General features: G+C 57.6%; 12 protein-coding genes. 7 read left to right on the top strand and 5 right to left on the bottom strand.

Annotated elements, in window-relative coordinates:
- Window positions 1–59 precede the first annotated feature (59 nt).
- Window positions 60–1,076 (top strand): TerC family protein, encoded by a 1,017-nt coding sequence (locus KF767_00870; protein MBX3016410.1) that lies wholly within the window; start codon window positions 60–62, stop codon window positions 1,074–1,076.
- A 104-nt stretch (window positions 1,077–1,180) separates the two neighbouring features.
- A complete protein-coding gene (locus KF767_00865) occupies window positions 1,181–2,017 on the top strand; it encodes a DUF692 family protein (GenBank protein ID MBX3016409.1) in 837 nt (278 codons plus the stop codon).
- Here KF767_00865 and KF767_00860 read toward each other — a convergent pair.
- The gene (locus tag KF767_00860; GenBank protein MBX3016408.1) at window positions 2,014–3,096 is read right to left on the bottom strand and encodes a DNA alkylation repair protein; all 1,083 of its coding nucleotides are present in this window, start codon (window positions 3,094–3,096) and stop codon (window positions 2,014–2,016) included. The genes KF767_00865 and KF767_00860 overlap by 4 nt on opposite strands.
- On the bottom strand, window positions 3,081–3,743 hold the full coding sequence (locus KF767_00855) for a carbonic anhydrase (GenBank protein MBX3016407.1): 663 nt from the start codon (window positions 3,741–3,743) through the stop codon (window positions 3,081–3,083). The genes KF767_00860 and KF767_00855 overlap by 16 nt, the downstream gene beginning before the upstream one ends.
- Before the next feature lie 71 nt (window positions 3,744–3,814).
- Here KF767_00855 and KF767_00850 point away from each other — a divergent pair, with 71 nt between their 5' ends.
- From KF767_00850 to KF767_00840, 3 genes are all read left to right on the top strand, one after another.
- On the top strand, window positions 3,815–4,321 hold the full coding sequence (locus KF767_00850; GenBank protein ID MBX3016406.1) for a DUF4442 domain-containing protein: 507 nt from the start codon (window positions 3,815–3,817) through the stop codon (window positions 4,319–4,321).
- Between the two features lie 58 nt (window positions 4,322–4,379).
- Window positions 4,380–5,498, top strand: coding sequence for a hypothetical protein (locus KF767_00845; GenBank protein ID MBX3016405.1), 1,119 nt, complete (start codon window positions 4,380–4,382; stop codon window positions 5,496–5,498).
- 110 nt (window positions 5,499–5,608) lie between these two features.
- Window positions 5,609–6,148 (top strand): BON domain-containing protein, encoded by a 540-nt coding sequence (locus tag KF767_00840; protein MBX3016404.1) that lies wholly within the window; start codon window positions 5,609–5,611, stop codon window positions 6,146–6,148.
- Here the strand turns inward: KF767_00840 and KF767_00835 are convergent.
- Window positions 6,126–7,703, bottom strand: a complete 1,578-nt coding sequence (locus KF767_00835) for a glycogen synthase (GenBank protein MBX3016403.1) — start codon at window positions 7,701–7,703, stop codon at window positions 6,126–6,128. The genes KF767_00840 and KF767_00835 overlap by 23 nt on opposite strands.
- A 360-nt stretch (window positions 7,704–8,063) precedes the next feature.
- Here KF767_00835 and KF767_00830 point away from each other — a divergent pair, with 360 nt between their 5' ends.
- On the top strand, window positions 8,064–8,870 hold the full coding sequence (locus KF767_00830; protein ID MBX3016402.1) for a hypothetical protein: 807 nt from the start codon (window positions 8,064–8,066) through the stop codon (window positions 8,868–8,870).
- Window positions 8,871–9,303: 433 nt separating this feature from the next.
- Here KF767_00830 and KF767_00825 read toward each other — a convergent pair whose 3' ends face one another.
- Entirely contained in the window at window positions 9,304–9,813 is a 510-nt protein-coding gene (locus KF767_00825; GenBank protein MBX3016401.1) for a hypothetical protein, read from the bottom strand.
- 117 nt (window positions 9,814–9,930) lie between these two features.
- Here KF767_00825 and KF767_00820 point away from each other — a divergent pair, with 117 nt between their 5' ends.
- On the top strand, window positions 9,931–11,526 hold the full coding sequence (locus KF767_00820; GenBank protein MBX3016400.1) for an ATP-binding cassette domain-containing protein: 1,596 nt from the start codon (window positions 9,931–9,933) through the stop codon (window positions 11,524–11,526).
- On the opposite strand, the gene KF767_00815 is transcribed toward KF767_00820, so the two are convergent.
- Entirely contained in the window at window positions 11,523–12,608 is a 1,086-nt protein-coding gene (locus KF767_00815; GenBank protein MBX3016399.1) for a cell envelope integrity protein TolA, read from the bottom strand. The two genes, KF767_00820 and KF767_00815, sit on opposite strands and share 4 nt — an antisense overlap.
- Window positions 12,609–12,684 lie beyond the last annotated feature (76 nt).

Raw genomic sequence — 12,684 nt, 5'->3', positions numbered from 1 at the left:
ACTGCCGGTTTAGGGCCGATCCCGATCTCGGCTCGACTATTTAAGGAGTAATTGTGGATCTGTTTTTCCCGTTCGCCGAGTACTGGTGGTTCTACGCCGCATTTATCGTTTTCGTCCTCGCGGTCCTCGCGTTGGATTTGGGCGTCTTCCACAAACATGCCCACGAAGTCTCGTTCAAAGAAGCTTCGGCATGGACCGCCATCTGGATCAGCTTGGCGCTCGTCTTCAATTTCCTTTTCTATCTCTACGCCAAACAAACCTTCTCGACGGACGAACGGATCATGGGACTCGTTCAGGGCGATCCCGATGGCGCCGCCTGGAGGGTCGCGATGGAGTTCCTGACGGGATTCGTCGTCGAAAAATCCCTCGCGGTCGATAACATCTTCGTCTTCGCGGTCGTTTTCGGTTACTTCGGAATCCCGCGGATCTACCAACACCGGATTCTTTTCTACGGAATTTTAGGCGCCCTGATTTTCCGCGCGATCTTCATCGCCCTCGGAACTTATTTGATGGCGTACCACGCGGTCGTGCTGTTCTTCGGCGCGCTCCTCATCTTCACCGGCTTCAAGATGTTCTTCTCGAACGATGACATGATGGAGCCCGAGAAAAACTGGGCGCTGAAACTGCTTCGGAAGTTCATGCGTATTCACCCCAAAATCGAAGGCGAACACTTCTTCACACGCATCAATGGCGTCCTGCACGCCACTCCCCTTTTTGTGGCGCTCGTTTTCTTGGAGCTTTCCGACATCCTCTTCGCCGTCGACTCGGTGCCCGCGATTTTCGCACTGACCGATGAGCCCCTCATCGTTTTCACATCGAATATTTTCGCGATCTTAGGCTTGCGTTCGATGTACTTCATGCTGTCGGGAGTGATGGAGCGCTTCTCTTTGATCAAATACGGCCTTGCGGCGGTGCTCATCTTCGTTGGATTGAAGATGGTCTATTTGAATGACGCTTTTGGAGGCAAATTTCCCATCAGCTGGTCGCTCGCCATTATCGTATCATTGATCGGATCTTCCATCGTGATTTCATGGTTCGTGTCAAAGCGCGAAGATTCAGCACCAAAATCCGAATAAATTCACGATTCGGTATTGCCCCCGCGGAAAGACTCGCCCTAAGATTTTCATGACTGTCACGGAGGACAGATGAACGATCTCAGGGACCGCGGAGGGTCCGGCCGATGCGATTGAACGATCGCGTCGGGCTGGCTTGGCGCCGCGAAATTTCGAGTCATATCCTATTGAATGCCGACAAGATCGATCTGATCGAAGTCGCGCTGGATGAGTATGTCCTTGCCCCGACCACGAAAACCCATGGCCTGATCAGTTTGATGCGCGAGCTGCCCACCGTTCTGCACGGAACGACCTTGGGACTCTCTTCGCTGGATCCCTTGGATGAGCTGCGCATGGAGCGTTTGCGCCGCATCCTGGATCGCCTGGGCTCCTGTGAATGGAGCGAACGGCTGGTCGACCCCACCGGACGCATCGCCGATTTCCAGACCACGCAGGCGAACCTGGATCTTCTGTGCGAACGTTTGGGTCGCGCCCCCGATCTGGAAACCGCCGCTCCGACTTTCTCGCCGCGCGAGATGCATCAGCTTTGCGTAACGAACGGCGCGGACCTGCTTTTGGATCTGCAAGATATTTACGCCCACGCCGTCAACCGTGACGAAGATCCGCTCGAGCATTTGCTGGCCTACCCGCTCGCCTTGGTTCGCGGCGTGCACCTGAGTGGTGGACAGTGGCTAGAGGATTCCGACGGGCGGCACCTCAATGACGATCACCATCACGATATCTCGGAGCCCGTTTTCGGGCTTCTCGAAGAACTCGCGGTGCGCACCGAACAGCCCTTGAGCGTCATCATCGAACGCGATGGCAATTTCCCGCCGTTCTCGTATTTGCTGCACGAAATCGCGCGCGCACGCGAAGCCCTGAGTCGCGGCCGCAAACGTCGCGAGCCCCAACGCGAAACTCCCGTGATCTGCATCACGGAAGCGCGCAGCGGCGCACGCCTTTAATTTTTGATTTGAAAGCTGCCGCGCGCGAGGGTCACGCCGTTCACGATGACCTCCAGCTCGTGGCGGCCCGGCAGATGTTCACGCGTCGTCATCTGACGAAGCGAGTGCGACCGCTTCAACGCGTGAGGGCCGGGAGCAAAGGGTCTTTCCGAGATCTTGAAGACCTTTTTTGAGGGGCCCTTCGTTTTTTTCACGTAGTGAATCGCGTATTCCAAGCGCAGGTTCTGCTCGGACCGAGCTTCATTCACGAGCGCGAAGCTAAATTCGACCCGCCCGCCGATGCGAAAGGCTTTCGCCGTGAACTTCAGATCACGCACTTCGACGTTCTTCGCAACCGCGACGCCGAAAAGTTTCAGCGCGCGCTGATCGCCCTTTTTTAGAAGTGTCCGCAGCGCGTGTTTTAAAATCCAATCCGTCCGCGCGCTTTGCCCGATCCACTCTTTCGCCAACCGCAGGACGAGCTCGGGATGATCTTTCGAGATGTCATTCAGATGATTCGCGACGCTTTTACGAACGAAAAGTGATTCGTCATCCTTAAGTCTTTCCAGAATCGGGAGCACCGGAGCGGGATCGCGCATGAGATCTTTCAAAGGAAACGACCACGGCAGACGCGGGCGGCACCCCTCGCTCGCCAGACGCCGCACGCGTTCGTCCGGATCGCGCGCCCACGTCTTCATGACTTTGAGCGTGCCCGAAAGGTCCTCGCGCAGGAAGGGGCGAATACCGAACTCGCTCGTCGAGTACACGGTCAGCTCTTTGAGCGCGGGCAACGAGAGCTCCGGGAATTTCAGGCCGAACTGCTCGACATATTCCGGAAAGGTCAACGCCGCCAGGCCCGAGAAGTTTCCGGCGACTTTCAGAATTTTCCCGAGCTGTGCGGGAAACGCCCCGGGGACGTGATGACCCAATTGAGTCGCCACCCGCCGCGTGCGGGCCTTCAGCTCCAGGCGATCCCAGTCGCCGCCGTCGCAATCACGTATGAACGCGCGCGCATCGAATTTTCGATCTTGTGTTTCCAGTGCGCGGGCCACGTCGCGAATGAAGTCGCGACCCACAAGGTTCTTTAGGGCCGAGGCCAATCGACCCCCGCGATGCTGACGTGGGCAAATTCGTTGCGTTTCTCGTCGTACTCCAGAAGTTCGCCGACCTCGAGATCGAAATAGATCCCCAGGATCAGCAGACCGCGCTCTTTCTCGGCTTCGGCGACGAAGGGGAAGGTGCGCAGATTACGAATCGAGTCCACGATCGCCTCTTTTTCGCAGTGACGACAAAGGGTGTCCATGTCGGCCTCAGGGTATTTAGTCAGGACCCGCTTTTTCGCGTCCTCGGCGATGGAAACCCACTGACGGATGAAACCCTCTTTCGGGCGGTCCGACGACATCAGCGCCGCGATCCCGCCGCACTGACGGTGGCCGATGATCAGGATATTTTCGACTTTGAGGTGCAGAACCGCGAACTCGATCGCCGCACTGACCCCGTGGAAACCGTTCTTCGAACTTTCAAGGGGCGGGACCATGTTGGCGACGTTGCGGACGACGAACAGCTCGCCCGGAGAGGCCGATGTCATCAGCGCGGGGTCGACGCGTGAGTCGCTGCAACCGATGATCAGAGTTTTGGGGACCTGTCCGCGGGCCAAACGGGCGTATCGAGAGTCTTCGCCGACGAAGTTCTTGAGTTGGAATCGGCGAAATCCGGCCAGCAATTTGAGAATGTGCATACGGCTCATGGCTCTTCGCTCCGTCGTCAACAAGGTGGACAGGTGTGCGTCATCTCTATCAAAATCAATGGGGGAGTTCCATGAAAGAAAGCATACGCACCAAAATTTTTCGTATTTTAATGAACTGGTACCCCATGTTCTTGGGCACGGGCGGCAAGATCACCTTCATTGCCGCCAACTGGCGACGTGTGGAATTGCGCCTGAAGTTGAACATATGGACTTACAACTACGTCGGCACCATTTTCGGCGGCAGTCAGTTCTCGGCGACCGACCCTTTCCTGATGGTGATGCTGATCAAGATTCTCGGGAACGATTACATCGTCTGGGACAAGGCGGGATCGATTCGCTTCCTGAAACCCGGGCGCGGGCGTCTGCGGCTCGTGTTTGAATACTCCGACGACGAGATCGCGCTCATTCAAGATGAGGTCGCCCGTCACGGAAAATATGAGTTCACCAAGGGCGCCGAATGGCTCGACCAAGATGGAGTCGCCGTCTCGAAAGTCGAGAAACTCGTCTACGTCTCGACGAAAAGCTTCGATCGCGAGCGTCGTAAGCGCCGCGAGGACAGCCGGCAAAGCCAATCCTGATCGAGTCCTGGACCAGCCTGGACTTTACCGGTCGCGGGGTCACCGATAGCTTTAAACTATGAATAAACTCATGTTTGTCGGCACCCTGCTGTGCCTGTCGCTTTCCTCATTTGCCCAAGGGACCAAACGCGCCCCGGCCGCCACGAAGAATCCGCGTACACCCGCGCAGGCGACGCCGGCACCCGCCGCACCGGCCGCCTCGGCGACATCCAGTGCGACCGCCACCGCGACAAGCTCCGCCGCAAGTACCTCGGCTGAATCGAGTGAGCTCGACGCTCTCTTGGCCGCTCCTGAACCGGAGCCCGAAGTCGAAGCCAAACCTGCGGCCTCGCCTTCCACCGCGAAAGAGGCGAACTCCGAAAAAACCGCCAAAGCCTCGGCGAACTCTGCGGCGGCCGCCGCGCGCGCTTCGCGCGTGATGTTGCTTGATCCTTGGCGCCAAGGCTGGAAGTCGCGCGACTTCTCGCACTCGCTGGGTTTCGCCGCGGGCCTGCTGGGCTCGGGCAACACGCTGGTCATCGAAAACAATCCCGACGCCGAATCGTCGTGGGGATTCCACTTCGGATTCAACAAACTCGCGGACACCTTCGCGGAAGCGAACAACACGGCGGTGACGGGCTCGCCCGCGACCTCGACAACGAATACCATGACCCGCACGGGTCTGAAGCGAAACGCGACGTTCAGCTTCGGCACCACCTACATGATGCGCGCTTATAAGAACGATTTCATCTTGGTGCGCTGGGGTGGCTTCGGCGGGATCGACTACATCTCGGACGCGAAGTACGGCGTCGGTTCGCGAACCAGCGTGGAGTCCAGCGGAACACCCGGCACCATCTCCGTGACCGAAGCCGGATTGGGTGAGACCTCCGTCAAATCGTCCCCCGGAATCAAGCTGGGTCCCGTCTTCGACGCGTCACTTTATCTACGTTGGTTCCCCAATATCTCGGTCGGATTTTTGGGCGGCATGCTCTACGACATGGATCGCAAATTGACGTCCCGGACGTCGACCGTGTCGCGCAGTTACCAGATCGTCAACGGCGTCGAACAAGCTCCGACCTCGTACACTTCGACGAACTCCGAGACCGTGTCCAGTCAAGGCCCTGTGCTTTCGACCTTCGCCCTCGGCGGACAAAACTTCAATCTGTTCGGCTCTTTCGTCATTCGCTATCTTTGGTAATTTTTCTGGTCCATAATGACCCGCGAGCGCCCCGTCGGCGGCGTTCGCTGGGGAGGACTGCCCCAGCACGTTTGCTGCACTTTCGCGGGACGTGAACCGGAGGAGGACCGATGTCGAAGATCACCGCTTTTTCGCTCTCTATGCTGCTGAGCGCGGCTCCCGCCCTGGCCCAAATCGCGGAAATCACGGCGCTGCCGTCAACGACGCCCACGCCGGCGCCGGCGGGACGTACGACCACGACGACGGTCACCACCGTCACCACGACCACCACAAATGCGGACGGTGAAACCGTCGCGAGCACGGTGACCGCGCCCGCAACGCCGGGAACCGCCGCCACATCGGCGACTCCCGCCGTGACCAACGAGACCAACGCTCCCGCGGTGGTCCCCAATGCCCCGGTGGTTTGGGTGGATGACGGCAGCATGGATACCGCTTCGCAAATCGAGCGCACGCGCCAGAATCTACGCGCGGGCATGTCGGCGGATCCGTATCTCGCGGGATTAGTGAATCGGATTTCGATGACGTCGGCTGGTGAATCGATCACGCTGACCGGTGAAGTGAATCACTCGCAAGAGCGCGAGGCGATTGAACGCCTCACGAAGGATGCGGCCGGAAATTTACGCGTGATCAATTCGATCCGTGTGCGCTGACGCATTTCTTCGCCGCGCCGAACCCCTGACGACCGCCAAGCCGTTTGAATAAATCGAAAAACTCGGCGCGAATGCGGCCGGTCCACGAGTTGTTCTCACTCATGCCCACGCGACGCATTTGCTCCAAGCGCTCCGCATCTTGATAAAGATCTATCGCCTCTTGGAACGCGCGACGCGCGGATTCGGACGTCGCATCGACTTCGTAGCCGGTGCCGTCGGCTTTCGGGATGATCGGGAAGCGCAAGCCGTTCACGCCCGGCTTCACCGAGTCCGCCAAACCGCCGGCTTCGCTGACCACCGGGATGGTCCCGTTCTTCAATGCGAAAAACTGGTTCAAACCCGAAGGCTCGAACCACGCACCGTTCACGAAGAAGTCGCCGTAGCGGGTCAGCTGCGCTTCCAGATGATTGGTGAACGCACGGTAACGAACACGGTCGGGGAACTGCGCCTCGAGCGACTTTAAAGAGTCGACATATTTCGCGTCACCGTTCCCGATGATGATCCACTGCGCGTCGGCTTGCGCCGCCGTCTTGTGAATCGCGTCGACCAAGTATTCGAAACCCTTCTGCTCGGCCAAACGCGACGTCAGAATGAAGATGGGCGATTGGCCACGCACGGGAAGACCCAGCTCGGCCTGCATATCCGCTTTACCCAAGGCTTTGCCACTGAAGTCGTTCATCGAAAAGCGGTGGACTAGGCCACGCTTCGTGCGCTTCGGATCCCACTCGTGATCGAGAATTCCGTTCAAGATCCCGGTCACGCGACCTTCGGTCATCTTCTGACGGATGACTCCGTCCAAGCCCGCGCCGAAACGTTCGGTCGCGATCTCTTTCGCGTACTGCTTCGAAACCGTATAGATCATGTCGGCGTATTGCAGCCCCGCCTTCAGGAAGTTCATCTGGCCCCAAAACTCGTAACCGCGTGCGGCGTTGAAGTGCCGCTCCGACAGTCCCAGGAAATCCGCCAGGCTCTTCGGGAAAAGACCTTGGTAAGCGATGTTGTGGATCGCGAACACGACCTTCGGGACTTTCACGCCCGCGCGCCGCGCTTCTTCGAGGTGCACGGCGATCAGGCCGGTCGTCCAGTCGTTCAAGATGACGACATCGAAATTGCGGGTCAGGATGTACTCGGCCGCCGCTTTAGCGAACGCACCGAACGACTCGCCGATGTGCGCTTCGGGCGCGTAGAACTTCGCGCCGTTTCCGTTGGTGCGATTGTCGAAGTAGTTTTGCTGAGCGGTTTCGTGACGCAGGAACGTCGTGGGATTCGTTTCGGAACCCCCGCGGTGAACGGTGAACACGCTCGTTTTGTGCGGAAAGTCCGAGCCGCGGAAATCAAGTCCGACGTTAATCGTCTCGCCGGTCGCGGTGGGTTTGTTCGCCTGCATTTCGAGAAAGAACGGCATCAAGACTTCGGTGCGCACACCTTCACGATTCAACGATTCCGTGAGTCCCGCCGTCGCATGGGAAAGTCCACCGGTCTGCAAGACGCCCGTTTGTTCGGGACTCACCATCAACACGCGCGGCGCACTCGCACGCACGCGACGGGCCGACACCGACTCCTCCTGCGCAAACCCGAAAGAGGCCAAACTCACCGAAAGACTCAAAATTCCCAAAACACGAAACACGATGATCATAACCTGACAAAGAGCGAACCCCGTGCCACACCCACCCCCAAAAACCCACCCTCATTCCAAACACTTAGCGCGGCCCACCCTCTGAAGACCGCCCAAGCCCTGGCCACCCTGCCGGAAAAGGTACCACGTACCGCGTGCGGTAGATGGTACCGCATGCGGTACGTGGTACCCGCCTGAGACGCTTTCGTGAAAATACGCGTAACGTATCGAGAAGTTCGACACTTTGACTTCACGATTCGCCGGAGATGCCGACAAAATAAAGGGGTAAGGGGCCACGTTATGAAACCGTCATTGCGATCTATTTTACGTCTGTTGGCCGTTGCGGGTGGGCTCGCGACCTTGAGCCTCGGTTTTCAAAACTGCGGTGGCAAAGGTTTCGAAGTCGCCAACCTTGAAGAAGCCCTCCAGCAGCAGAACATCATTCCCGAGCCGGTCTTGGGCACTTTGCGTTTTCAACGTTTGGCCGCCGATCCCGCGGCTTGTGACGGTAATGAAATCGAATCCCTTATCGAAGAAACCGCCGCGGGAGTGATCCAGCTGGTGCGCAAAGACTGCGCGGATCTCGAGAAACCTTTGAAACTCGATATCTACAAAACCTCGAAGCTCGCGCACAACTCGTCGTTTCTATTTTACGAAGGACAACTCTTCCGTCTGGATCCGACCAGCGTCACGCTGGAGGAAGGACAGACCCTCGATCCCGAACTCGAATACTACACCGACGGCATCTGCCGCACGGAAGTGAACGACAACGGCACCCGTCGCGTGACGGACGTGCGCGTTTACCAAGACGCGAACGGCAAAGCGAAAAGCAAAGTGCTTATCGGCGAGTACCGGGGCGGTAACGTCCTCGGCACCTACAAGTCCGTCGAGATGGAAATCGAACGCAACTACGATCAGGACGGCGTCACGCTCGACGCGGCCGTGGGACTCCCCGAAGGCGAAAGCTTCAGCCTGACCCTCGAAACCAGCGCGACGTCCATCAAAGGCACGATCGGCTTCACCAAAGGCATCTTCGGCGAGTCCGCTCCCGCGGTGCTGATCGACGGCCAGACCACGCTCACCCCCAACATGAGCTGCTACCAATAAAAAAAGACCAAAGGTCGAAACCTTTGGTCTTTAAGAACGTTCGATCCAGTTTTTCAAACTGGATCCCGTACGTTATTCGACATCTCGGTCGAGAGACGTCCGGTCGCTCTTGGGTTGCCATTTTTCGGATCCATCCCGTTTTTCAGAGCGCACGCTCGAGGATTGATCCGATCTCTTGAAAGTTTCGAGATTCGATGAACTCTGCCGATCGGCGGGGTTCTCGAGCCCGTCTTTCCTGGGAGTGAACTCGCGGCTGGCACTCGACCGGTTTTCGGTCGAACGACCGGAGTCCTGGTGATTTGGGTTTTGACCCATATTCCCTGCTCCTTCCGATGACCGTTCTTGGCGGAACCGTCATGCCGACGAAAAGATGCATTCGCGAGGCCAAGGCCCACGCGGCAAAAGCGAGACGAAATCGATGAGAAAATCCCCGTCAGTTCGGGTTGTCCCAGAACGCGCGGTCTTTCGGCATCCGTTCGGGGTCAAGATTCACGGGAATGCCCACACCGTCCCAGATCGTCGTCTGGTAGTTCCCGGGGCGGATCTTGGTGGAGTGCAGCTGGACGTCCACGAGCGCGTTATAGCCCATCTCCAGCGCTTGGAACGCCAAACGCAGCAGGGTCTCATCGTGATCCGGGCATTCCTTCACCGCGATGGGGTCGGCTTTGCGAACCACGAATTTGGTCTCGCGGCTTTGTTTCTTGAGATAGAGGGGAAGTTCCCGGGCCCGGGCCAGCTTCGCCTCGTATTCGGCCAGTGCGGTAGCGACCTCACGGTCGTAACAACCCGGGCAGTAGGTATCATGAGCCAGGGACGTGGGTTTGGGACTCAGGAACGCGAAAGCGTCGTCGTCCATGAACTGCGCGCAGGATTTACAAACGCTGGCCCCGCAAAGGCCGCATTCCAGTTTCGCTTTCGGGTCCAGACAGCTGACGCATTCCATGGAGAGCGGATATAGCGCAATTCCGGCCCGGGCACGACCGCTTTCCTCGTCCCGACGCCGGACCCTGTGGCTTTTCCATTGTGCCATCCCGGAATTTCAAGCATACCCATGTCACCTATGCTCACCGCCTCGAATGTCAGCCTCCGTTTTGGGGGCAAGAAGTTGTTTGAAGACGTCAACGTCAAGTTCACCCCCGGTAACTGCTACGGCCTGATCGGCGCCAACGGCGCGGGAAAGTCGACGTTTCTGAAGATCCTGGCCAAAGAGATCGAGCCCAATACGGGCGAGGTCATTTTCAACCCGCAGATGCGGATGTCGGTCCTGAAGCAGGATCATCACTTGTACGACGATTTGACCGTCCTGCAGACCGTCCTGATGGGGAACGACAAGCTCTACAAGATCATGCAGGAAAAAGACGCCCTCTACGCCAAGCCCGACTTCTCGGACGCGGACGGCGTGCGTGCCTCCGAGCTCGAAGAGCAATTCGGAGCGATGAACGGCTGGGAGGCCGAGTCCGAAGCGGCCGTCCTGCTGGCGGGTGTGGGCGTTCCCGATAGCGCTCACGGCAAACTGATGCGCGACATGGTCCCGGGCGACAAGGTCAAAATCCTGCTCGTCCAAGCGCTGTTCGGAAAACCCGACATCCTGCTGCTCGATGAACCGACGAACCATCTCGACATCTACGCGATCCAATGGCTGGAGGAGTTCCTGCTGAATTTCGAGAACACGGTCATCGTGATCTCGCATGATCGTCACTTCTTGAACAAGGTCTGCACGCACATCGCGGACATCGACTTCGGCAAAGTGACCACTTACAGCGGCAACTACGACTTCTGGCGCGAAGCCAGCGAGCTGACCCAGCGTCTGCTTTCGGATCAGAACAAAAAATCGTCCGATAAGGCCGAAGAACTGAAAAGCTTCATCCAACGCTTCAGCGCGAACGCGTCGAAATCGCGTCAAGCCTCGAGCCGCTTGAAGCAGCTTGAAAAGCTCGAGTTCCACGAAATGCCGAAAAGCTCGCGTCGCCAGCCCTTCGTGGGCTTCGACCTGAAGCGGGAGCTGGGCAATGACGTCCTGACCGTGGATCGCATCACCAAGACCGTGGACGGCGAAGTCCTTCTGAAAGATGTCAGCTTCACCATGAAGAAGGGCGACAAGATCGCGCTGCTCGGTAAGAACGATCTGTCGAAGACGCTCCTGATGGACATCTTATCGGGCGACGTCCAACCCGACTCGGGTTCGTTCTCGTGGGGTATCACCACGACCGTCGGGTATTTCCCGACAGACAATTCCAGATATTTCGCCGGCGAAGAAAGTTCGCTCGTCGATTGGCTACGCCAGTACTCGCACGATAAGGAAGAAACTTTCGTTCGCGGCTTCTTGGGCAAGATGCTTTTCGGCGGCAACGACGCCTTGAAAAAACCCTCGGTCTTGAGCGGAGGCGAACGCGTGCGCTGCATGCTCTCGAAACTCATGCTGTCGGGCGCGAATGTGCTGCTACTGGACGGACCGACGAATCACCTGGATCTGGAAAGCATCACCGCCGTCAACGAAGGCGTGAAGCGTTTCAAGGGCAGCGTGATCTTCAACTGTCACGATCACGAATTCGTGCAAACCTGCGCGAACCGCATCATCGAACTGGATGGCGGCGTCATCACTTACGACAACCAAATCACCTACGACGAGTTCTTGGCGGCGCAGAAGCCTCACTAAAAAGTGAGGTTCAGGCTCACGATCAATCCCGGCAAGGCTTTGAAATGGCTGCTGATGAAATCCACGTGCGGGATGATCTGATAGTCCAAGATATTTCGGTACAGAATCTGCGACCACGCAATGGACAGGCTGTAGCTGTTCAGGTGGTAATTCGGTCGATTGTTCGAATTGATGAAGAAGCTGTACGAAAAGGACGACGAATCATCCACGATTTGCAAAAGCGACAGACCGTTGTTCGTCGTGAACATATTGTCCGATTCGACGTACACGCCGTCGTTCACCCATAAAACCGAATAAACCGGCGTAAAAATAAAATTGAAGTTCAGCTGCGAGTAAATCCCCGTCCCCGACTCCGGATTCGCGAAAAATTCCAACTTCGGATTGGCCTGCCACGTTTTAAAATCGGCCACGGTTTCAAACGACAGCGAGTGCGAGATCCGTAGGGGATTTTTCAGCTCCACGCGAGGCTGGAAGTTCGTGCGCACGGGACCGATCGCCTGGGTCAACCCGATGGTCGCCCCGTAGTTTTGGGGGCGGGGATCTTGACGGTAGGTTCCGCGCTTGACGCCCCGTCGATCCGACTGCTCATCGTAACTCGTGAATTTCAAGTTCCAGTAATCCTCCACGTTCGGGAGGCGGACATCGGCGTTGAAGGTGGTCGTGTTGTGATACCCCTCGTACTCTTTCAAAAACGAGCTGTTCTCGATCCGGATCTGAGTTTCGTTTTTCCGCTTGGTCACCTTCCGACCGACAAGGTAGACGTCGATACCTTCCGCCCACGCGTCGAATTTTTCCGACCACTGCACGTTCATCCGCAGCATGCGGGTCATCCAGCCCTCGTCCGGTGATGGGACCGGCGGGAGCGGTTCTTTCGCCTTCGGATCGTCTTTTTCCGCCTCGGCTTTTTTGATCGCTTCGCGAACTTCCTTTTTCGTCATCGCCTTCGGCACCGCTTTCACGGGCGCACGCTCTTCGGCCGCTTTCGGAATGGCTTTTTCGAGTCGCTTCAAACGCCGTTTGTCAGTGGCTCGGGCGGTGGCCTTCGGCTTGACCGTGGGCGAGGGTGTCGGCGTCTGTGCCATGACTTCATCAAAACACCAACTCATCGCCACGAACAAAAGGCACAAAAACACCCACCCCCGGAGCGGAGTTTTGGTT

The sequence above is a fragment of the Pseudobdellovibrionaceae bacterium genome (genome assembly GCA_019637875.1).
GTDB lineage: Bacteria > Bdellovibrionota > Bdellovibrionia > Bdellovibrionales > Bdellovibrionaceae > JAHBUW01.
The sequence above is the reverse complement of the archived record's forward strand: the minus strand, read 5'-3'. Positions and strand labels throughout refer to the sequence as shown.